22 protein-coding genes and 1 pseudogene are annotated in these 21294 nt (G+C 61.9%); 13 read left to right on the forward strand and 10 right to left on the reverse strand.

The features are described 5' to 3' along the window. Positions 1–114: 114 nt before the first annotated feature. The 4 genes from AC1Q6C_RS04855 to AC1Q6C_RS04870 all read left to right on the forward strand — a co-directional run bounded on the left by AC1Q6C_RS04855 (position 115) and on the right by AC1Q6C_RS04870 (position 3224). Complete coding sequence (locus tag AC1Q6C_RS04855; RefSeq protein WP_030537000.1) at positions 115–573, forward strand: nuclear transport factor 2 family protein; 459 nt, start codon at positions 115–117, stop codon at positions 571–573. Between the two features lie 114 nt (positions 574–687). Beyond that, positions 688–1545, forward strand: coding sequence for a MetQ/NlpA family ABC transporter substrate-binding protein (locus AC1Q6C_RS04860; protein ID WP_003940478.1), 858 nt, complete (start codon positions 688–690; stop codon positions 1543–1545). A 12-nt stretch (positions 1546–1557) separates the two neighbouring features. Then, positions 1558–2559, forward strand: a complete 1002-nt coding sequence (locus tag AC1Q6C_RS04865; RefSeq protein ID WP_047270724.1) for a methionine ABC transporter ATP-binding protein — start codon at positions 1558–1560, stop codon at positions 2557–2559. Continuing rightward, positions 2556–3224 carry a methionine ABC transporter permease gene (locus tag AC1Q6C_RS04870; protein WP_219467433.1) on the forward strand — a complete coding sequence of 223 codons (669 nt, stop codon included), beginning with the start codon at positions 2556–2558 and terminating at the stop codon, positions 3222–3224. Before AC1Q6C_RS04865 ends, AC1Q6C_RS04870 begins: the two co-directional genes overlap by 4 nt. A gap of 4 nt (positions 3225–3228) precedes the next feature. Here the strand turns inward: AC1Q6C_RS04870 and AC1Q6C_RS04875 are convergent, their stop codons facing one another. Continuing rightward, positions 3229–4449: a fatty acid desaturase family protein gene (locus tag AC1Q6C_RS04875; RefSeq protein WP_007732653.1), complete on the reverse strand. Its 1221-nt coding sequence runs from the start codon at positions 4447–4449 to the stop codon at positions 3229–3231. Positions 4450–4582: 133 nt separating this feature from the next. On the opposite strand from AC1Q6C_RS04875, the gene AC1Q6C_RS04880 reads away from it, so the two are divergent. Both AC1Q6C_RS04880 and AC1Q6C_RS04885 read left to right on the forward strand, forming a co-directional pair. Next, positions 4583–5788, forward strand: a complete 1206-nt coding sequence (locus AC1Q6C_RS04880; protein ID WP_492666402.1) for an enhanced intracellular survival protein Eis — start codon at positions 4583–4585, stop codon at positions 5786–5788. A gap of 65 nt (positions 5789–5853) precedes the next feature. Further along, the gene (locus AC1Q6C_RS04885) at positions 5854–6417 is read left to right on the forward strand and encodes a GtrA family protein (RefSeq protein ID WP_003939753.1); all 564 of its coding nucleotides are present in this window, start codon (positions 5854–5856) and stop codon (positions 6415–6417) included. Between the two features lie 36 nt (positions 6418–6453). Here AC1Q6C_RS04885 and AC1Q6C_RS04890 read toward each other — a convergent pair whose 3' ends face one another. After that, entirely contained in the window at positions 6454–6612 is a 159-nt protein-coding gene (locus AC1Q6C_RS04890) for a hypothetical protein (protein ID WP_223304510.1), read from the reverse strand. A gap of 55 nt (positions 6613–6667) precedes the next feature. Between AC1Q6C_RS04890 and AC1Q6C_RS04895 the strand changes: the two genes are divergently transcribed. Further along, positions 6668–7789 carry a tyrosine-protein phosphatase gene (locus AC1Q6C_RS04895; protein WP_492666403.1) on the forward strand — a complete coding sequence of 374 codons (1122 nt, stop codon included), beginning with the start codon at positions 6668–6670 and terminating at the stop codon, positions 7787–7789. 65 nt (positions 7790–7854) lie between these two features. Here the strand turns inward: AC1Q6C_RS04895 and AC1Q6C_RS04900 are convergent, their stop codons facing one another. The 3 genes from AC1Q6C_RS04900 to casI are packed head-to-tail and all read right to left on the reverse strand — an operon-like array spanning position 7855 to position 11191. After that, positions 7855–8736 (reverse strand): LLM class F420-dependent oxidoreductase, encoded by an 882-nt coding sequence (locus AC1Q6C_RS04900; RefSeq protein ID WP_030536995.1) that lies wholly within the window; start codon positions 8734–8736, stop codon positions 7855–7857. Then, positions 8733–9563 carry an SDR family NAD(P)-dependent oxidoreductase gene (locus AC1Q6C_RS04905; protein ID WP_042924818.1) on the reverse strand — a complete coding sequence of 277 codons (831 nt, stop codon included), beginning with the start codon at positions 9561–9563 and terminating at the stop codon, positions 8733–8735. Before AC1Q6C_RS04905 ends, AC1Q6C_RS04900 begins: the two co-directional genes overlap by 4 nt. Further along, the gene (casI, locus tag AC1Q6C_RS04910; RefSeq protein ID WP_037128859.1) at positions 9560–11191 is read right to left on the reverse strand and encodes a steroid-22-oyl-CoA synthetase; all 1632 of its coding nucleotides are present in this window, start codon (positions 11189–11191) and stop codon (positions 9560–9562) included. The genes AC1Q6C_RS04905 and casI overlap by 4 nt, the downstream gene beginning before the upstream one ends. Before the next feature lie 254 nt (positions 11192–11445). Here casI and casG point away from each other — a divergent pair, with 254 nt between their 5' ends. From casG to AC1Q6C_RS04935, 5 genes are all read left to right on the forward strand, one after another. Then, on the forward strand, positions 11446–13107 hold the full coding sequence (gene casG, locus AC1Q6C_RS04915) for a steroid-24-oyl-CoA synthetase (RefSeq protein WP_007732670.1): 1662 nt from the start codon (positions 11446–11448) through the stop codon (positions 13105–13107). After that, on the forward strand, positions 13104–13574 hold the full coding sequence (locus tag AC1Q6C_RS04920) for a nuclear transport factor 2 family protein (RefSeq protein ID WP_230359076.1): 471 nt from the start codon (positions 13104–13106) through the stop codon (positions 13572–13574). Before casG ends, AC1Q6C_RS04920 begins: the two co-directional genes overlap by 4 nt. A 13-nt stretch (positions 13575–13587) precedes the next feature. After that, positions 13588–14484 carry a TIGR03619 family F420-dependent LLM class oxidoreductase gene (locus AC1Q6C_RS04925; protein ID WP_042924820.1) on the forward strand — a complete coding sequence of 299 codons (897 nt, stop codon included), beginning with the start codon at positions 13588–13590 and terminating at the stop codon, positions 14482–14484. Between the two features lies 1 nt (position 14485). Beyond that, positions 14486–15001, forward strand: a complete 516-nt coding sequence (locus tag AC1Q6C_RS04930; protein ID WP_007732673.1) for a nuclear transport factor 2 family protein — start codon at positions 14486–14488, stop codon at positions 14999–15001. A gap of 76 nt (positions 15002–15077) precedes the next feature. Beyond that, a complete protein-coding gene (locus tag AC1Q6C_RS04935; RefSeq protein WP_064074284.1) occupies positions 15078–16574 on the forward strand; it encodes a DUF222 domain-containing protein in 1497 nt (498 codons plus the stop codon). A gap of 40 nt (positions 16575–16614) precedes the next feature. Here the strand turns inward: AC1Q6C_RS04935 and AC1Q6C_RS04940 are convergent, their stop codons facing one another. After that, positions 16615–16770 (reverse strand): hypothetical protein, encoded by a 156-nt coding sequence (locus AC1Q6C_RS04940; RefSeq protein WP_003940615.1) that lies wholly within the window; start codon positions 16768–16770, stop codon positions 16615–16617. A 135-nt stretch (positions 16771–16905) separates the two neighbouring features. Here AC1Q6C_RS04940 and AC1Q6C_RS04945 point away from each other — a divergent pair, with 135 nt between their 5' ends. Further along, positions 16906–17730: a mycofactocin-coupled SDR family oxidoreductase gene (locus AC1Q6C_RS04945; protein WP_193594933.1), complete on the forward strand. Its 825-nt coding sequence runs from the start codon at positions 16906–16908 to the stop codon at positions 17728–17730. Positions 17731–17761: 31 nt separating this feature from the next. On the opposite strand, the gene AC1Q6C_RS04950 is transcribed toward AC1Q6C_RS04945, so the two are convergent. The 4 genes and pseudogenes from AC1Q6C_RS04950 to AC1Q6C_RS04965 all read right to left on the reverse strand — a co-directional run bounded on the left by AC1Q6C_RS04950 (position 17762) and on the right by AC1Q6C_RS04965 (position 21291). Beyond that, positions 17762–18550, reverse strand: a complete 789-nt coding sequence (locus AC1Q6C_RS04950; RefSeq protein ID WP_007732675.1) for an SDR family NAD(P)-dependent oxidoreductase — start codon at positions 18548–18550, stop codon at positions 17762–17764. A gap of 22 nt (positions 18551–18572) precedes the next feature. Further along, positions 18573–19220, reverse strand: a pseudogene (locus tag AC1Q6C_RS04955) (PaaI family thioesterase); the annotation flags it as partial. Beyond that, positions 19220–20089: a MaoC/PaaZ C-terminal domain-containing protein gene (locus tag AC1Q6C_RS04960; protein ID WP_007732676.1), complete on the reverse strand. Its 870-nt coding sequence runs from the start codon at positions 20087–20089 to the stop codon at positions 19220–19222. The pseudogene AC1Q6C_RS04955 and the gene AC1Q6C_RS04960, both read right to left, overlap by 1 nt. Continuing rightward, positions 20089–21291, reverse strand: a complete 1203-nt coding sequence (locus AC1Q6C_RS04965; protein WP_492666404.1) for a lipid-transfer protein — start codon at positions 21289–21291, stop codon at positions 20089–20091. Before AC1Q6C_RS04965 ends, AC1Q6C_RS04960 begins: the two co-directional genes overlap by 1 nt. Between the last annotated feature and the right edge of the window lie 3 nt (positions 21292–21294).

Consider the following 21294-nt stretch of genomic DNA (forward strand, 5'->3'; position numbering starts at 1 on the left):
GCATTCATGGCTGGCAACTCTTGGCCTGGACGCTAACCAGATGCCCAGGTGGGCGCTGTGAGTGTCTCGATGAGCGGGAAGCCGAAACATGAGCGGCGTCACATAGGGTGAGATATGCGCATGGACTCCTCGGATCGCGTCGCTCTCACCGACTTGGCCGCCAGGTACGCACAGGCCGTCGACCGCCGAAACACCACTGCACTTGCGGCTCTCTTCACTGACGACGTGGCATTCGTCTTGCCGCCGGCACTGAACGGAACGGGTGCGCCGACGGAGATACGTGGGAATTCCGTCGTCAGCAGTTCGGTGGTCGATGCCGTCTCACATCTGCACTCGACCCGGCACATCGTCGAGCAGCAGATCCTCGACCTCGACGGCCCCACCACTGCGCACGGTGAGGCCTACTGCTCCGCCCACCACATCTATCCGCGGGGCGAGGGCCACCGGGACAACCGGATCGAGATTCGTTACCAGGACAGCTTCGAAAAGATCGACGGCACCTGGCTGTTCTCGCGTCGCGAACTGGTAGTCGATTTTGCCGAGGACGTTCCGGTCATCCTGCTCGGACAATAGGTACATGAAAAAATCGCGGTGATTCTGTATCTCCTCACGGGAGGTTTACCGGGCTAGCGTTCAGCAACTGTCACGCCATCTCGGCGTGCGTTCGGCTATGTCTTGGAGATTCACATGTCACGCTCGCGCACCAGAAGATTCCTCGCTGCCTTCGCAGTGGCCGCCGTCGCAGTCGGAACCGTAGCCGCGTGCTCGAGCGACAACTCCTCCGACGAGAACGCACCTCTTCGCATCGTCGCTTCTTCGGTTCCGCACGCCGAGATCCTGAAGTTCGTCGAAGAAAAGGGCCTGCTCGGTGACACCAAGATCGAGGTCAGCGAGATCACCGGCGATCTCGACGCCAACGAGGTGCTCGAAGCCGGAGACACCGACGCCAACTTCTTCCAGCACGTGCCGTACCAGGAATCGTGGTCGAAGGAAAAGGGTGTCGACGACCTGGTCGCCGTGGCGAAAGTCCACGTCGAGCCGCTCGGTGCATATTCCAAGAAGGTCACCAACGTGGCCGACCTGCGCCAGGGCGCAACGGTCGCTTTGTCCAACAACGTGACGAACTTCGCCCGTGGGCTGTACCTGCTGCAGCAGGCCGGTTTGATCAAGCTGGATCAGCAGTTGGGTGCTCCCGGCACGGACATCACGCAGATCAGCGAGAAGAACATCATCGACAACCCCAAGGGACTCACGTTCACCCAGGTCGATCCCCCGCAGTTGCCGCGCACGCTCGACGACGGAAATGTCGATCTCGCAATCATCAACGGCAACTACGCAATCGAAGGTGGCCTCAACCCGGCCAAGGACGCCCTGGTGCTCGAGAAGGCCGAGGGCAACCCGTACGCCAATGTCCTGACCGTACGCACCTCGCTCGAAAACGATGCGCGAGTACAGAAGTTGGCCGAGGCATTGACGTCCGCCGACGTCGCGACGTTCATCGAGCAGACCTATCAGGGCTCGGTCATTCCGGCCAGCGCTACCTGATCGAGACCCGTCATGGTCTTCTCGATCGAATCGGTCTCCAAGGAATACCGCAGCGGCACAAAGGTTCTGCATGCACTCGATTCTGTATCCCTGAAAATCGAAGACGGCGAAATCTTCGGCATCATCGGCAAGAGCGGCGCCGGCAAGTCGACTTTGCTGCGCTGCCTCAACCTGCTCGAACGCCCGACCAGTGGCCGGATTCTGTTGGGCGACACCGATCTGACCGCGTTGAGCCCAGCGCAACTGCGCGACACACGCAAGCGGATCGGTGTCGTGTTCCAGCATTTCAACCTGCTGCATTCCCGTTCGGTCGCCGCCAACATCGCCTTCCCTCTCGAAGTGGCGGGATACTCGCGGGCAGATCGACGTGCCCGCGTCGACGAGCTGATCGAGTTGGTGGGCTTGGAAGACCGACGTGACGCCTTCCCCTCGCAACTGTCCGGCGGCCAGAAACAACGCGTCGGCATCGCGAGAGCCTTGGCGGCTTCACCCGACGTCCTCCTGTGCGACGAGGCCACGAGCGCCCTCGACTCGGACACAACCGATTCGATCCTCGACCTGCTCGCCGATCTCAATCGACGACTCGGTGTGACCATTGTTCTGATCACCCACGAGCTCAACGTGGTTCGACGGATCTGCCATCGCGCTGCGCTGATCGATCAGGGCCGCATCGTCGACGAGGGAACGCTCACCGAACTGGTCGCAGACCCGGACTCACCCCTCGGAGAGGCGCTACTGCCGACCGGAACGGTACGAACGTCCACGACCGGAATTCCGGCGCTCCTCACCTTTGTCGATTCACTGTCCACCTCGCCTGTGATTTCCCAACTCTCACGAGATCTCGACGTCGACGTCACCGTGATCTCCGGCGGTATCGAGGACATCGGATCCCATCAGGTCGGTCGCCTTCGCGTGGAGTTCGCCTCGCACACGGGACTCGTCAGCAACGAAGAGACAAGAAAGTCTGTCGAAGAACATCTTTCGCAGCGCGGAGTGAAGGTGACGTTCTCATGAACAAGACGTCCTGGCAGGATTCCCTGGGCGAAGCATGGGAAGCCCTACTCGACACGCTCTACATGGTCGGTGTCTCGTTCGTGCTCACCGTGATCATCGGTATCGCTCTCGGTGTTCTGTTGCACGCGAGCGCGCCCGAAGGAATCCGTCCCAACCGCGTCCTCAATTCGGTTCTGGGCACCGTGGTGAACATCGGCCGTTCGCTGCCGTTCGTCATCTTGTTGGTGCTCCTCATCCCGGCAACGAGAGCGATCGTCGGAACAGCGCTCGGCGCCACGGCAGCGATCGTCCCGCTGACCATCGGTTCGGTGCCCTTCTTTGCGCGCGTCGTCGAGAACGCCTTGCGTGAAGTCGATTCCGGACGCGTCGAAGCAGCGCGGTCCATGGGCGCCACCGACAAAGACATCATCACCAAGGTGCTACTGCCCGAATCCGTTCCGGGATTGGTAGCAGGAGCAACCCTGACGGCGGTGATGCTGATCGGCTTCTCGGCCATGGCAGGTGCCATCGGCGCCGGTGGACTCGGCGACTTCGCAATCAAGTACGGCTACCAACGATTCAACACACCGGTGCTGTTCGTCGCAGTCGTGATCTTGATCGTGCTGGTGCAGGCAATCCAGTCGACCGGCGATCTCGTGGTTCGTTCAATGGCGCACAAGCGGTAACTGATCAGCTCGAGACCATCGCGATCGCTGTTCGCAGTCCGCGCCGCTTACCCGTCTGCGGATCGACGCCGAACACTTCCTTGATTCCGCCTCGGATGCGGAACTTCAACTCCGAGTGCGTCTCCGGAGCGTCGTCCTGGGAAGCCGAGAGAAACCTGTTGGGCAGCGACAACTTCCAGATGGTGCGCAGAGTCAATCCGTACTGCTTCCACAGCGGCCCGGTCGTGTACGGGAGGTCGTACTTGTCACACAGGTCGCGCAACGGCACCGCGATTTCCGAGTACCGATTGCTCGGCAGATCCGGGAAGCAGTGATGCTCGATCTGGTAGCAGAGGTTGCCGCTCATGAAGGCCATGACGGGACCGGCATGAAAGTTGGCAGAGCCCAGCATCTGTCGTAGGTACCACTGAGCGCGCGATTCGTTCTCGAATTCCTCGAGCGTGAACTTCTCGGCACCGTCGGGAAAGTGCCCGCAGAAGATGACGGCGTAACTCCAGTAGTTTCGGATGAGGTTCGCAACGACGTTCGCCGTCAACGTGGTCTTCCACGCGGGGCCGGTCAGGGCGGGGAACAGGATGTAATCCTTCGCCACCTGACGCGCGATCTTCTTACCGACGTCCTTGGCCATCTCCGATTTCTCGGACCACTTCACCTCACCCTTGCGGAGTTTGTCCGTTTCGAGGTGATGCAGTGCCACTCCCCACTCGAAGAGGGTCGCGAGCACAAAATTCGTGATCGGTTGAAAGAGATAGTCGGCGTGCCACTTTTGATCGCGCGTGACGCGCATGATTCCGTAGCCCACGTCGTTGTCCAGTCCGACGATGTTGGTGAACTTGTGATGGGTGAAGTTGTGCGAGTGCTTCCATCCCGAGGACGGGCAGGTGTTGTCCCACTCCCAGTTGCTCGAGTGAATCTCGGGATCGTTCATCCAGTCCCACTGGCCGTGGATGATGTTGTGGCCGAGTTCCATGTTCTCGATGATCTTGCCGACCCCCAGCAGCGCAGTCCCCAGAATCCAGGCAGGCTTCTTCTTGCTGGCGAACAAGACGATGCGGCCGGCCACCATCAGAGAGCGTTGAAACGCGATCGTCCGCTGGATGTATCGAGCGTCGTGCGCGCCGCGCTTCTCCTCGATGTCGAGCCGAATGGCATCCAGCTCGCGCCCGAGTGCCTCGACGTCTTCCTCGGTCAGATGGGCATATTCCTTGATGTCGGTGATCGCCACAGTGTTTCTCCGTATCGGTTTTCTCCGTGCCGCAGGACTGGTCCGTCGGGCGGTACCCCTGGGAGCCGGTGCGGAAACGTCAGCCCCGATATTCATGTGCGTCTTCACGCAATCTATGCCAGAGTCGATACACGTGAGCCCCGAAAACAAGATCACCATCCGCACCGCTACCGAGAGTGACTGGCCGGCTCTCCAACTACTCGACTCGGTGGGGTTCGGTTTTCACCCGTCTCCCGCGGTCAGCGAACTGACGAAGGCGCTCTACAAGCCCGAGCACATCATCCTCGCCGTCGACGGTGACCTACCCGTCGGCGTGGCCATCGAAATCGACATGGAATTCACCGTGCCCGGCGGACGCCAACTCCCCACGCGCGGAATCACCTGGGTATCCGTCGCCCCGACTCACCGTCGTCGTGGCGTCCTACGCTCGATGTTCACTGCGCTTCATGCCCACATCGAGTCGACCGGAGCACCGCTTGCCGCCCTGACGGCAAGCGAGGCCGGCATCTACAACCGCTTCGGATACGGCCCGGCCACCTTCAGCGAAGGCATCACCCTCGATCGCCGCTTCGCGCGATTCCGCCCCGAGGTGCCCGACAACGGTGGCGTGTCCATCGTCGACATCAAAGCTGCCTCGACGCTTCTTCCCGAGATCTACGACCGCTGGCGACTGCAGACTCCCGGCGCGCAGGTCCGTCCGCAACCACTCTGGGACCACATGTTCGCCGACCCGTCGGAGGATCGTGACGGCGCCTCCGGACTGTTCTTTCTGACACACGCGGACGGATACATCGCTTACCGGCACACGAGCGAGGGCCGCGACAGCATCGCCCGGATCGACGAGTTCGTGACGATCACCGAAGATGCGCACGCGGCGCTGTGGCGCACGATCTGCGGCCTCGACCTCGTCACCCGGATCGAGACACGCCAGCATCCTGCCGATCCTCTCCGGCTGATGCTGACGGACTACCGTCTTGCCCGGACGACGACGCGCTCCGATCGACTGTGGCTGCGCATCATGGACGTTCCCGCGGCTCTCGAGGCTCGTGAATATGCTGCTGACCTGGACACAGTCGTCAAGGTCGAAGATCCGTTCCTGAAGGCCGGCGGAACCTTCGCACTTCAGGTCAAGGGCGGCAAGGCCACCTGTACGGCCACTGACGCGGTGCCTGCGATCACGATGCCCTCTGATGTCCTGAGCAGCTTGTACCTGGGCGAGCACCAGGCCAAGACCTTCGCGGCGGCGCACCGACTCCACGCGTCCGATCCGCAGGAGATCCTGAATTTCGACTTCGCTTTCAACGCGCAGAAGCCCGCAATTCTCGGGTACGGATTCTGATGATCTTGCCGACACGGGCATCGACGATTTGTGCCCTCGGTCGTATTCAGGGTTAGCCTCGAACAATGGCGTTTGTCGAAAAGATGGTCAATAGGCTTCCTGAGCGGGTTCTCGTGCGCGTCCTGCCGCACGCAGAAATGCTCAAGTTCCTGGTGGTCGGCGGCATCGCCTTCATCGTCACCACGGTGCTGTTCTTCGGCATCAAGTGGACGGTTCTGCCTCAGCACCCGGTGACGGCCAACATCCTTGCGGTCCTGATCGCGACGGTTCTGTCCTACGTCCTCAACCGCGAATGGTCGTTTGCGCAGCGCGGTGGTCGACAGCGCCATCACGAGGCCGCTCTGTTCTTCATCGTCGCGGGTATCGGTTTGGCCATCAACCAGGTACCACTCTGGACCTCCCGGTACGTGTTCCATCTGCGTCAACCCGAGGTGTCGGTGTTGATGGAAAACTTCGCGGACTTCATTAGCGGATCGATCATCGGGACCCTGCTGGCGACGGCCTTCCGCTGGTGGGCCATGCGTCGGTACGTCTTCCCCGAAGAAGCCACCGACAGCCAGGTCGTTCTCGACATCGAAGCGACTCCCGGCACCAAGACGCCGACAACCGACGCCACCGCCCTCGACTGACTCCCGGATCGACGCACCCGATCGCTCGCGCTTCGATCAGAGTTCGTCGATTGCGATCAACCCGTCCTGCAGCGCCCGCGCAAGCAGTGCCATCTTTGTCGGCGCGATGCTCCTGAACGGGCTGGCCCATCCCTGATCATCATCGGCGACAAGCACTCCAGCCTGCAGTTTTCCCGCTCTGCACAACACGGTCACGACACAGTGATCACTGGTGCGTAGCCTCCGATTTCCAATTGGATTCGGAGGACCCATGGCTACTTGCAAAACTCGAGTTCTTGCGCTGTCGGCGGCAGGACTCATGCTCGTACTCGGCGCATGCAGCAAGGCCGAGTCGGCGAAAACGCCGACCGACCTCGACGTGACATCAGCGTCCGCCGGACACTACTCACTGGTCTGGGAACACGGCGGCTCGGAAAAGGTGCGTGTATTCGCCGCCACCGACCCGAAAAACCCAGCCGCAGAAGGAAAGGAAATTGGCACGGTCGACGGCTTCTCCACTGAGGTCGACGGCCTCGACCCACTGTCACGCTGGTACTTCGAGGTCATAGACGAGGACGGCACTTCCACCATCGCGTCAACCCGCCACGTGACGCTGCAGGGCGCAGCCAACGTGCGTGATGTCGGCGGATACGAGACAGCCGACGGCCGATCAGTCAAGTGGGGCCTGGTTTTTCGTGGCGACCGCTTGAGCGATCTGACTGCTGACGATCAACAAACGATCGAGAACGCAGGCATCCGGACCGTTGTCGATTTCCGAGGTGACAGCGAGATCGCAAAGGACGGAGCAGACAAGGTTCCCGCGAACGTGAAAGTGGTCAACACGGCAGTCCTGGATGCCGGCACTCAGGCTCTTGCCACAGCGATTACGAGTGCCCTGAAATCTGGTGACTCTGCAATCGTGGAGCAGGTGCTCGGGGGCGGTGAAGCCGTCCGGATCAGCGACACCGGCGCCGTCGACCAACTGTCCAAGCCTGACGGAATGGCCGGGTATTCCCAAGCCCTACGGACCATCGCCGATTCCGAGTCCGCAGTCGCTTACCACTGCACGGCAGGCAAAGACCGCACTGGACTGATGACAGCTCTACTTCTCGGCATTCTGGGTGTTCCTGACAAGACCATCGTCGACGACTTCGTCCTGTCGAACACCTACAACAAAGCCAAGAACGAACAGACCTACACGTTTCTGTCTTCGAAAGGAATCGATGTCGATCTGTTGAAACCATTGATGGAGCAGCGTCCCAGCCAGATTCAGCCAGTACTCGACAAGATTCGCGACCAGTTCGGTGGGTGGGAGAAGTTTTCGCAGGACGTGCTGAAACTTGACGCCGACACGATCGCAAAGCTCCGGAGCAAATTGCTGACCAAGCAATAACTGATCGACGTTCCGACAGCAATGACCGGCAGCCGCTCCGATGGCTGCCGGTCACGCCCGCACTCCTAGTTACTCAGCCCCAGCCGCTTCGAGCATTCGGCCATTTCGTCGATGATCAGTTCCAGCGACGTGCCACGACGACTGGCGGACAGCACGATTCGATCGGCTCCCAACCCGCGTGCCCACTCGAGTTTCGCTTCGTCGAGCCTGGGCAGTGTCGCACCGAGTACCAGCGAGACGTCGGCAGGATCTCGATCTGCCTTCACCGCAGCAGCTTTCATCGCTGCTACGGCCTTGTCGAGATCTTCACCGGCCAGTCCCAGCGGCTGGAAACCGTCACCCAATCGGCCTGCTCGCCGAGCAGCAGCGAGACTGTGTCCACCGATGTAGAGCGGAACTCCCGACTCGCGGTGCGGCTTCGGCCAGCTGTACGCACCCTTGAACGAGAAGTAATCGCCGTCGAAATCGACGGCTTCCTTGCCCGCCCAGAGTGAACGCATCACCGCGATGGCCTCATCGGCTACCTTGCCGCGGCGCTCGAAGTCACCGCCGCACGCCTCGATCTCTTCCTTCATCCACCCCAGGCCGAGGCAGATGCGCAATCGCCCACCGGAAAGGCGATCGAGCGTCGCCAATCGTTTGGCGAGCACTACCGGATTGTGATTGGGCAGCACCAGAACTCCAGTGGACAAGCCCAAAGTGGTTGTGGCACCCGCCACGAACGAAAGCAGTTCGAGCGGATCCGGGATGTCGCAGTCATCGGGAAGATGCGATTTTCCGGTCGGAGAATAGGGGTACTCGCTCTCGGTGTCGGCGATGACCACCGAGTGCTCCACTGCCGAGATCTCGTCGAAACCCAGCGACTCGGCCGCACGGGCGAATTGCAGAATCCAATCAGGGTCTCCGCTTCGACCCAGTTCGACCGGAACGACCACGCCGAGCTTCATACCGTTTCCTCCAGTGTCGCCATCAATTTCGGACCATCCACGACGCGACCGAGGTACCGGTCCGCATCGGGATCTGTTGCAAGCCACACCGCCGCTGCAGCGGGTACGGATGCCGGTGTGGCCGCAAATCCGGCGTCCACGATTGCGTCCGCGCCACCACGGGCTTTCCCTGATTCCGTGATGACAAATCCCGGACTCAGGTTGAACGCTTTGATTCCGGCGTCTCGGTACTCGGAGTTGATCGCTCCGGCAATACGTCCGAACGACGCCTTCGACGCGGCGTACGACAGACCCCAACCACCCTCGCCGGGAGGCGCAGGCGGATCCATGGTCGCCGAGCCCGATGCCAGATTGACCACTACGCCGTTGCCGCTCTTGATCATCGACGGGAGTATCACCTGGACCAGAGCGAGTTGGTGCAGATAATTCCCGATCGCCATCGCCTGAGCGTCGTCGATCTCGATGTCGAGCACCCGGTCCATGTTTCCGACCGTCTGCGCGTAGGCGTTGTTCACCAACACGTCGACATGTCCCCACTCCGCCAGCACCCGTTCACCGGCGCCGCGGACGGAGGCCAGATCGAGCAGGTTCATCGGAACGGCCAATGCGCGCACACCGAAGGACTCGATCTCGGCAACCGTCGTCTCCAGGCTGCCGGGCACCGGAATCACTTGCTCGCCTTGCCTCGTTCGCGGGGCTGCCCGTCCCTCTCCTTCACGAACGGTGCGAGCAGTGATTGCAACGTCGAATCCGGCGCGCGCGAATGCAAGCGCGCACTCTCGGCCGATCCCCCGGGAAGCGCCGGTCACCAGCGCAACTCCACTCACAGGAACCGCGTGCGGCCGTGCGTCTCGAACTCCTTCTCCAGGTTCACCACGTCAGCTTCGGTCATCAACGTGTATTCGGGAGTGCCTCGGCCCACCCAGTGGAACACTGGTTCGTCGGTCCGCCAGCGATCGGCTTGAAGTTCACGTTTGAGTACCTTGTTGGAGCCCGTGACGGGCAGGTCGGTCGAAACGCGAACAAATCGTGGCGCTGCCTTGGTACCCAGATCCGCCTGCGCGGCAAGGTAGTCGGCGAACTCGACCGGATCGAAATCGGCGAGATCGGCGACCTCGATCGCAGCCATGACCTGATCACCCGAACGCGGATCCGGCACCGCGAAGACACCCGTGGCGATCACCTTGGGGTGCCGACGCAGGATGTGCTCGATCATCAAAGCCGAGGTGTTCTCACCGTCGACGCGGATCCAGTCGCCCTTGCGTCCCGCGAAGTAGATGAAGCCGGCCTCGTCGACGTAGCCGAGATCGCCTGTCCAGTACCAACCGTGGCGAATCTTCTCGGCGATCGCGTCTTCGTTCTTGTAGTACCCCTCGAACTTCTTCGATCCGGCCTTGTCGACCATCTCGCCGATGGATTCGTCGGGGTTCAGCACGTGACCGTGCTCGTCGAGAATTGCGCGGGGTCGCTCTTCGCGCGTATCGGGATCGACGATGACGATGTTCTCGCTCGCGGGACGGCCCAGCGCTCCGGCAGGTTGGTTCGGATCGAGCACTACTGAACCGGCACCTTCACTCGAACCGTATCCCTCGAAAAGTTGTGCACCGAAACGACGGATGAACTCTGCCTTGTCCCCCGGCGACGCCTCGGTCCCGAAGCCGTGGGTGAGGGTGTTCTCGATGTCGTCGGGCAGTTCCGGCGTCGCCATGAGATACCCCAAGGCCTTACCGACGTAGGTGAAATATGTTGCGCCGTAGAACCGAACGTCCGGCATGAATCCCGAGGCCGTGAACTTACGAACGAGGCAGACCGTAGCTCCCTGCGAAAGGGCCGGCGCCCACAGAGCCATCAACGCGTTGCCGTGGAAGAGCGGCATGCAGCAGTAGCAGACGTCGTCGCGGTCGATGTCGTACTTGGCGCAGTTCGCGTAGGCCAACCGCGTCAGACGCCCCTGGCTGCACCGCACTGCCTTGGACATTCCGGTGGTGCCCGAGGTGAAGAGAAGCAAGAACAGCGTCGACGCGTCGACACCGAGGTCGATCTGAGGCGACTCGACGTGATGTGCTGCAATCCTGTCCGGGTACGACGCGTCGTCGACCAGGACGAAACGATCTTCGGTCAGCCCGAGGTCCAGGCCGGCAAGCTTCTCGTAGCCTGCTTTGTCGGTGACGATCAGCTGGCAGTCGACGTACCGGACCTCAGCCTCGAGTTCAGCTCCACGCCTGGTCGGATTGATGCCGACGATCGTGGCCCCGGTCAGGGCCGCGCCGCCGAGCCAGAACAGGAACTCCGGATCGTTCTCGAGAAGTACTCCGATGTGAAACGGTCCGGGCGCGCGAAGCGACTTCGCCAGCGAGCCGCGCGCTGCGCTCTCGCGCACCACCTCGTCCCAGCTCCAGTCCTGCGTCCGCGTCCGCAGGCCCAGGTGCTGATCACCGAGACGGTCGATCAACATCTGCGCGACGTCCTCGCGCTGAGGAGCTGCAAGAGCTGCATTCGAAGATGCTTCGGTGGCGGTGTTCGTCATCGTGTCCTGTGTCCTAGTCGATATCGGAATGTCGATTACTCCAACTGCGATACGACTCGAACGTATCGACGCCTCAGAGCCGGAACCGTCCCAGTCTCGCTCAGTGGTAACCGCCGCCACAGATATGATTTTCTCGTGAGATTTTGTGACGTGAAAAGCGCCACAATACGAAAGGCCATTCCATGACTGCCCCCGCAGATCCGCAGTTGCTTCTGGACCAGGCGGTCTCACGCCTCACCGGTCCAGGTGGGCCATTCGAGATCGTCGAAGAAGAGGTTCTCGGCACCGTCATGCCTGTGATGAAGAACCGCGGTCACGCCATCGGTGAACTGATCTCGGCATCCCGGGCCTGGGGCGACGGCGACTATCTCGTCACCAGCGATCGTCGAATCTCGTTCACCGAGCATGCCGATTCCGTTGCCGCGCTGGCAACTGCTCTGCGGGACAAGTACGGAGTCCGCAAGGGCGACCGTGTGGGCATCCTCGCTGCCAACACTCCCGAATGGGTCATGACGTTCTTCGCGACGCAGGCGCTCGGCGCGATCGCTGTCGGTCTCAACGGTTGGTGGGTTCCGCGCGAGGTCACCCACGGGATCGAGCTCTCACGTCCGAAGGTTCTGGTCGTGGACGCCAAGCGCGGCGCCGCCCTCCCCGAACTGCCGGCAGACATCACGGTCCTCACCATGGAAGAGGATCTGCCCGCGCTCATCGCGGAGTATGCAGGCTCCGACGTGCCGAGCACCGACATCGACGAGGACGACCCCGCCGTCATCCTGTTCACCAGTGGTACCAGTGGCCGCCCCAAGGGCGCACTCCATTCGCACCGCAACGTGATGGCCGTCGTCGACTACCACAAGTACAGCGACGCGATCGGCGCGGCATTCACCGGCCGTGAGTACGACGCTTCCAAGCCGAGCCCACTGCGTTATCTACTCACCTCCCCGCTCTTCCACATCGCCAGCCTGCACAATCTGGTGGTCCCCCGTCTCGCGACGGGCAGTGCCGTCATCCTGACCGAGGGCGGCTTCGACGTCGACAAGGTGCTCGGGTTGGTCGAACGCGAGCGTGTCACCAACTGGGGTGCTGTCCCCACGATGGCATCGCGGCTACTCGAGCACGGCAACATCGCCAAGTACGACGTCTCTTCGTTGACTGCATTCTCACTGGCATCCGCGCCGTCGTCGCCCGCGTTCAAGGAACGCCTCAAGGAGCAGGTGCCGTTCGCACGCAATGCTCTGGTCGACAGCTACGGCCTCACCGAATGCAGCACCGCCATTGCGGTCGCCGTCGGCGCCGAACTCGAAGAGTTCCCAGGCACTCTCGGGCGTCCGATCATCACCGTCTCGATGGAGATTCGCGATCCCTTCGGCGAATGGCTGCCGGACGGCATCGAAGGTGAAGTGTGCGTACGCAGCCCCTTCGTCATGCTCGGATACTGGGAGAACGACGAGGCGACCGAGTCGGCAATTGCCCCCGGACGCTGGCTCCGCACCGGCGATTTCGGCGTAATCGAGAACGGGCGTCTCCGTCTCACCGGTCGCCGTTCCGACCTGATCCTGCGTGGCGGCGAGAACGTCTACCCCACCGAGATCGAGCAGACGCTCGACGAACACCCCGACGTGATCGAGTGCGCTGTCATCGGCATGCCGCACCCCGACCTCGGCCAGGAAGTGTCCGCCGTGGTTGTCCTGCGTCCCGGAGCCGCCACAACGGAGGCGGAGCTGCGTGATTACGCTGCCGAGCGATTGTCCTATTTCAAGGTGCCGTCGAAGTGGCGCATCACCAGCGATCTGCTGCCTCGCAATGCAACCGGCAAGATGGTTCGGCGCGAGATCACCGTATGACCACGGAGCTGTCACGGATCGTCGCCGAGTCGGCGATCCGTGACCTGCTCTGCGAGTACACGCATCTGATCGATCAGGGCCGATTGCGTGAAGTCGCTGCATTGTTCGCCTCGTCCGACTACGGGCAGTGCGGGCCGGACGGGGTTGCCATCACGCTCATTTCGTCCGACGCCGACGCAGTGTTCGCAGCCTGCAGCGGCTTCATTCGAATGTACGGTGATCCGCCGGTTCCACGAACCAAACATCTGCTGACCAACACGCGAATCGCAGTCGACGGTGAATCAGCGACGGCACTCTCGTACGTCACGGTCATCCAAGGTACCGAAGATCTTGCCCTGCAACCCATTCTGGCGGGGCGCTACTTCGATTGCTTCACCTGCGTCGACGGGTCGTGGCAGTTCAGCTCGAGACTCTTCTGTCTGGACAACATGGGCGAGATGTCCGCGCATGCCAAGCGGGCACTGTAGAGGAACGACGACTGTGGAAATCGGCGTCAACATCTTGGGCCTCGAGGCCCTGTTCGACGGCAAGATTCGCCCGGTTCTGGACTTCGCCGCGCGTGCTGACCGTGCCGGGATCGATCTGATCTGCACCGGCGATCATCTCGGGTTCAATGCCGAAGCACACGCTCAGCGGGTAGCCGAACACAACTTCTTGTTCCCGCTGGATCACCCTTGGTACGAACCGATTTCACTTCTTTCCTCGATCGCCGCAGTGACCGAACGCGCTCGCCTCGGAGTATCGGTTCTGATCGCCACTGTTCGCCCAGCCGCCCTGCTTGCCAAACAGGTTGCAACTCTCGACTCATTGTCCGAAGGTCGAGCCGTCATGGGTTTCGGCGTCGGTTGGCAAGAAGCCGAATACACCGCTACCAACATGCCTTTCGACGCGCGATTCGGGCGCATGGAGGAGGCTGTCGCAGCGTGTCGCGAACTGTGGACCAATGCTCCGGCCACCTTCAAGGGACGCGACTTCGCCTTCGAGAACTACCACAGCCTCCCGCTGCCGATCCAAAATCGCGTACCGGTGCTCTTCGGTTTCGGACCAAGCCGGCGGAACTTCGACCGCATAGCACGCGTCGCCGACGGTTGGACCGTGAACCCGACCGACCTGGGAACGTTCACCGACAGTGTCACATTGCTGCGCAACACGTTCGAAGCCCACGACCGCGAGCCGGATACCGCACGTGTGCAAGTGTCTGCGGCGCCGGTTCGGCGCGACAATCGGTCCGTCGACCTCTCGGCAACCGCTGACAAGGTCCTGGACTGGTCCGACCGCGGCGCGTCTGCCGTGGTGCTTCGGCCTGCCGTATTCGATTGCGCTGCCGAAGAACTACCGGAATTACTCGACTGGATGACCAGCATCAAGGAGGCGTGACATGGACCAGGCACTGCAGGATCTCATCGACAAGCAGGCAATTCGTGAGGTGGTTCTGACGTACTGCCGCGGCATCGATCGCCTCGACTTCGATCTCGTCCGCAGCGCCTACCACCCGGACGCGATCGACCATCACACCGGATTCGACGGCACCATCGACGAGTACATCGCCTGGGCCACAACAAAACTCTCCGCGATCGGCGGCACGATGCACCACATCGGCAACCACCTGGTCGAACTGCACGGCGACCACGCGATCAGCGAGGCATATTCGATGTCCACACACTGGGGCGGGCCCGAAGACATCGGAATGATCAACTTCACCAGTGGTGCGCGGTTCATCGACCACATGGAGCGGCGCGACGGCCGTTGGGCGATCAAGGAGAGATGGGCCGTACGCGAGTGGACTCGCTCGGACGAGGGCCGCTTCGTCAACCCCGAAGGGCCTGGTCCGCGTGGGCGTCGAGATGCCTCGGATCCGCTGACAGCATTACGACTAACCCTTGAGATGCACTGAAATTCAGGAAACCGACTATTCCGACTGATTTAAGAATTCGACGCCATTCGAACGCATATTCGAATAAGATCGATGCATGGTCAACCCCACGACAGAGCTCTTCGGTATCTCAGCACAGCTGACCGGTACCGAAACTGATTGTGCGCTGGTTGATCTCATGACCGATCTGCACGCATGCGAGGCGATGCTGGTCGAACGCAAGCTCGCTGTGATTGCCGAGTTCTTTTCGCGGCGAAGCTCGGAGCATGTCGCCAGTGGTGCGTGGTCGTCGACCGCACACGAGTTGGCGGAGTCGGAAGTCGGTGCGTCACTGACGATGGGTCGCGCGGCTGCCGGCAAGCTGATCGGGTTGGGGTTCTCGTTAAGGACTCGTCTGCATCGCACTCGAGCGGCGATGGCGCGTGGCGAGTTGGATCTGTACCGAGTTGGTTTGATCGATTCCGCGACCGCGAACGTGAAAGACGAATTGATCGACGAGGTGGAACGACTACTGCTCGAGCAGGTTCTCGCCCCACCAGTAGCAGGCGGAACGGGCTTGACGGGAAGACGACTGACAGCGGCGATCGATCGGATCGTGGCGATGGTGGACCCGGAAGGTATGCGAGAACGCCGACGCCGTGCTCTCACCGATCGCTTCGTCGGGGTCAGCGCTGCCGAGGACGGGATGGCAAAGATCTTGGGAAGCGTTCCGGCAGAGCAGGCTCGGGCATTCGACGGCCGACTACGCGAGTTGGCAGTGTCGGTATGCCGAAACGACTCTCGAACGTACGAGCAGCGACGAGCCGACGCGCTCTTCGAGTTGACCAACGGATCACAATTCTTGCCGTGCAACTGTGGCCGAGCTGATTGCCCGCAGGATCGTAGCGGTGGTGTTGTCGTTCGTCGGCCCGTGGTTCACGTCGTGATGACTGATTCCACTCTGCACGGTGGCGGCGAGCCCGCCCACCTCGACGGGTACGGGGTGATCAGCGCTGAGCATGCTCGCGATATCGCCCGTGGCGCCGTAATTCGAAACGTCCGAGCACCTGCTGATGACGTCGCAGAGCCGGTGCCTGCTTCGGCGCGCGTCTACCGACCGGGCGCCGTTCTCGATACCTGGTTACGGATCATCGCGGGCAGCTGCCAATGGCTGCATTGTGATGTCCCGGCCTGGAATTCCGATCTGGACCACAATGAACCGTTCCATCACGGCGACCCCGAATGCGGCGGTAAAACGGTCGCGTCGAATATGAGTGCGTTCTGCCGCAACCATCATCGCCTCAAGCATTCCGACCGGTGGCGGTTCACGTCGAACGAGGATCGGACCATGTCGCTGACGTCGCCGACCGGGCATTGTTACCGAACGCGACCCGCAGGATTGATGGCTGGATCGCACGAACCGACACCGCCCCAGGGCGGTCGAAATCGGCGGACCCAGGCGGAGAACAAAGCTGCCCGTATCCAGAGTGAACGCAATCGCCAGCGCCGACGGATACAGAAACGAGCAGAGGAGCACGTTCAATACAAGCGGCGGAAATCACCGCGAGCCCGCCGAGAACCCAACGACTACGGGGACGACCCGCCACCGTTCTGAGATACCGAGCGGTGTCGAGGCGCGCCGACGGGTCGCAGGGTCAGTCTGACGTCGGCTTGGTGCCGTCTTCTGGTGCCGGATCGTCGTCGGCAAGCGGATCTATGGTGTCGACACCTTCAAGGACGGTCAGCTCTTCTTCCGCCTCGGCGAGGAGCCCTTTGGCTTCAGCTTCGACCTTCTTCACCCAATCGGACATCCCGAGCCTCTTCTCTTCCGAAGCGAGTTCCCGCTGTAACTGAACTCAGACTACGTCGCCGGCGACGAATTTCGCCGTCCCCTCGGGTCAGTACTCATGACCGAGTAATCATGATTCACGAAGGACGGAGCACGCATGCCCGGACAGTTGGAAGGCAAAACCGCACTGATCACCGGGGCCGCCCGAGGTCAGGGCAGGAGCCACGCCGTGCGATTGGCGCAGGAGGGCGCGAACATCATTGCGCTCGACATCTGCCGTCAGATCGAATCGGTGGCCTACCCGATGGGAACCGCCGACGATTTGCGGCAGACAACAGCAGCGGTCGAGAACCTGGGACGAAGTATCGTCGCGCGAGAAGTGGATGTTCGCGATCTGTCCGCACTGCGAACTGCGGTATCCGAAGGAATTGCGGAGCTGGGCAGCGTCGACATCGTCCTGGCCAACGCCGGTATCGGCATGATGTCCCCGGACATCGACGATGCTCGCGCCTTCCGCGACCAGATGGAGGTCAACCTATTCGGCGTCTGGAATACCGTCCAGGCCGCAGCGCCCGCGATGATCGCACAAGGTACAGGTGGCGCAATAGTCCTTACCGGATCAACTCTGGGACTTGTCGGTCGTGGAGGTGACGGCACCGGCGGATCCGACGGCTACTGCGCGAGTAAACACGCCATCGTGGGGCTTGGGCGCACGTGGTCGCACTGGCTTGCTCCCCACAATATTCGTGTCAACTCCGTGCACCCGACTGGCGCGAATACACCGATGGTCGTCAACGACGCGGTCGCGAAGCTGTTTGCGGACTCCCCGACATCGAGCGGAGCCGACGTGGGCAACCTCTTGAACGTCGAGTTGATCGAAGCTGCCGACGTCAGCAACGCGATAGCCTGGCTGGTTTCGGATCAGGCTCGATACGTCACAGGTATCGCGTTGCCGGTCGACGCCGGGTTCACGGCCAAATAGACGCCGGATACACCGGCTGCGTCGCCGTCGATCAGTCGACGGTCGGCGCCCACTGCACGCCGTTGATGTGCCCACCACCGTCGACGAAGAGGGTGTTGCCGGTGACGTAACGGCTGTCGTCACTTGCCAGGAAGGCCGCAACGGGGCCGATGTCGTCGAGGGGATCGCCGATCCGCCCCATCGGGTTCTGTGCGGCCATCACTGCCACGTTCTCCGGATTGGCTTCGGCGACACGCTTGTACGCCGCACTCTGCGCACCGGGACAGATGACGTTGCAGTTCACCTGCTTGGGAGCCCACTCGCGGGCGGCAGTGCGAGTCAGGGTTCGCAATGCTTCCTTCGCCGCGTTGTACTGCACCGAGTACATGTGAGCATTCACGCCGTTGAGGCTGCACATGTTGATCACGCGGCCCGTGCCGTGACGCTCCAGTTCCGGCAGGGCAGCCTGCATCGCCCAGAATGCCGCCATCACTGCCATGTCGAAACCGCCGCGCAACTGCTCGTCGGTCATCTTCTCGAGCCGAGCGAAACCGAAAGTCCGCCAAGCATTGTTGACCAGGATGTCGAGGCGTCCGAACCGCTCGACGGACTTGTCGACCATGGCAACAACCTGAGCTTTGTCAGTGACGTCGGTCCGGACGAATTCCGCCTCCGCGCCCCATTCGTCCCGCAACCACTGGGTGGTTTCGAGGCCCGCTGCCTCGTCGATCTCGGCAACCAACACCGACGCGCCTTCACGCGCGAACGCGCCCGCCACTCCGCGCCCGATGCCCATACCGGCACCGGTGACCACTGCTACACGTCCGTCGAGCTTGCCCACTGGGCCCTCCTTCGTCAGAACCCCTGTGGCGCGGCACGGTCTTGTCGATGAACAGTCCCTCTACCGACACACACAATTCGCCGTCCGCAGTTTTGATCTCACCGACGGTGTGAATCTTGCGGCCGTCCTTGGACAGGAATTTGCCGCTGATCGTGAGTGGCTCGAACAGCGGAGTCGGGCGATGGTACCGAGTGCTCAATTGTGCTGTCATGCCGGAAGTTCCACCCCAGGCGTTCGCGACGCCGAGAACGTGATCGAGCAGCAGCGCCGAAACACCGCCGTGCACATGGCCGGGAGGGCCCTGGTACGGCAGCGTCAACGTGACCACTCCCTGCACCGACCCGTCAGCGAGCCCTTCCAGAACGAGCGGCGGCGCAATGGCGTTCTCGGGGCCGGTCACGGGGTCGTGACGAGTCACGCCCTCACCGTTCCACATGTCGATCAACCGCTCGGCCACCTCGGGTGAGTGCTGTTCGAGATGCTCGGCAATGCTGTTGAGCTCCTCCGCAACCCGGTCCAGATTGGCGTTTCCGCGGTCGGTGCGCAGCATCGCGTCGACAACGCGACGCGCTGCTGCCGTGGCCCGGTCGACCGGGGCGTCCTGCGGCGGCGACGTCAGAATCGTGCCGCCCGGATGTGTCGCTGCTGTGGGGTGCGAACCGAGGTCCATCAGTTGATCTCCATTGTTGCGTGCGTGAGAACCGGGGAGTTCTCGCGTTCGGGGCACGTCGCCGCCAACGTCAGTGTGTTGCCGTCCTGCCATACCGAGGTGGTGATGGATTCGCCGGGGAAGAGCGAACCTGCAAACCGCACCGAGTAGTTCTTCACCCGCGTCGGATCTCCGTCGAGAATCCCGTCTACCACGGCCTTGCAGACGATGCCGTACGACGCGAGGCCGTGCAGAATCGGTGCATCGAAGCCCGCCATCTTCGCGAAGGAGGGATCAGCGTGCAGCGGGTTCATGTCTCCACTGAGTCGGTACACCAGCGCCTGTGAGGGACTCGTGCTCGACGTCAGTACCTTGTCGGGCGCTCGATCAGGCACCCCGGCAACAACTTCGGGCCCGGTGTTGCCGCCGAATCCACCTTCGCCGCGCGCCCAGATCTGCATTCCGGTGGTCCATAACGGATTCCCGTCCAGGTCCTCGGCCGCCGTCTCGAGAACGATCACAGCTGCCTTTCCCTTGTCCCAGACATCGGCGACCCGAGAAGAAATACGGGCAGCACCCGTCGACGGGATGGGCGCGTGAAGTGCCAGCGACTGCCCACCGTGCAGGATCTTTCGCAGATCGATGTCGATTCCCGGCATACTCATCGACGGTGCGGGCAGTACACCCGCCGAAACTCCCTGGCCTGCAACCATTGCAAACGTCGGGAGTACCTTCAGCCCCTTTTCGTACACCCAGGTCAGTTCAGCGGGATCGAGAGCATTCACCCCTGCCCCGAGTCCCAATTGGTAGAGCATGACGTCGCGATCGGTCCACGACGCCTCGCGCACAGTCGGTTCGGCGGCCAACGCCACCTCGAGATCGATAGCCATCAGTTCTCCAAAGTTCCGGCTCGGTAGACCGTCACGACGCACGCGCCGCCCAGTCCGAGGTTGTGTTGCAAGCCAATACGAGCGCCTTCGACCTGCCGCGCATCCGCGGTCCCGCGGAGCTGCCACGTGAGTTCGGCGCACTGCGCCAAGCCCGTCGCGCCCAGCGGGTGTCCCTTCGAGATCAAACCACCCGACGGGTTGACGACCCACTGGCCGCCGTACGTGGTCGCGCCGGATTGGACGAGCTTTCCGCCTTCTCCGACCGCGCACATCCCCAGGCCCTCGTAGGTGATGATCTCGTTGATCGCGAAGCAGTCGTGCAGTTCGATGACGTCGACGTCATCGATGGTGATCCCGGCCTGCGCAAAGACCTGCTCTGCCGCAGCTGCCGTCATCGGCGCGCCGACCACGTCGATCATCGACTTCTCGGCGAACGCTGCCTCGGTGTCAGTGGTCAACGCCTGTGCGACGATTTCGATCGCCCGGTCTTCGAGGCCGTGCTCACGCACGAACTTCTCGCTCACGACGATCGCGGCTCCGGCGCCGTCCGAGGTCGGCGAGCACTGCGAACGTGTCAGCGGCTCGTGAATCATCTTGTCGCCGAGTACCTGTTCGAGGGTGTACTCGTCACGGAACTGTGCGTACGGATTGTTCACCGAATGCTTGTGATTCTTGACCGCCACCGCTGCGATCTCCTCGACCGTGGTGCCGTACTTCTTCATGTGCTCGACGGCAGCGTTACCGAACAGCTGAGCTGTCATCGGCGATCGGGCGAACCCGTAATCCTCGACCATGATCTTCAGCTGAGAGTCCAAGGTCGTGACCTTGGGCATCTCACCGTTACCGGTCAACGCCGTTTTGGTCATCTTCTCGAAGCCGACGGCCAAGGCGCACTCGGCTTGTCCGGCCTGGACCCACTCGCGCGCCATCATCAGCGCCGTCGAGCCGGTCGCGCAGTTGTTGTTGACGTTGAAGATCGGAATGCCGGTCAGACCGGTCTCGTAGAGAGCTCGCTGTCCTGCTGTCGACGCGTTGAACACGTAACCGACCGCAGCACGCTGAATCTGGCCGTAGCCGATCCCGGCATCGGTCAGGGCATTCGAGACGGCTTCGGTCACCATGTCCGGGTATTCCCAGTCGCGGGTCTCGATCTTCTCGAACTTGGTCATGCCGACGCCGATGACGAAGGTGCGATTGCTCATGTG

The organism is Rhodococcus sp. MT28 (genome assembly GCF_058792695.1).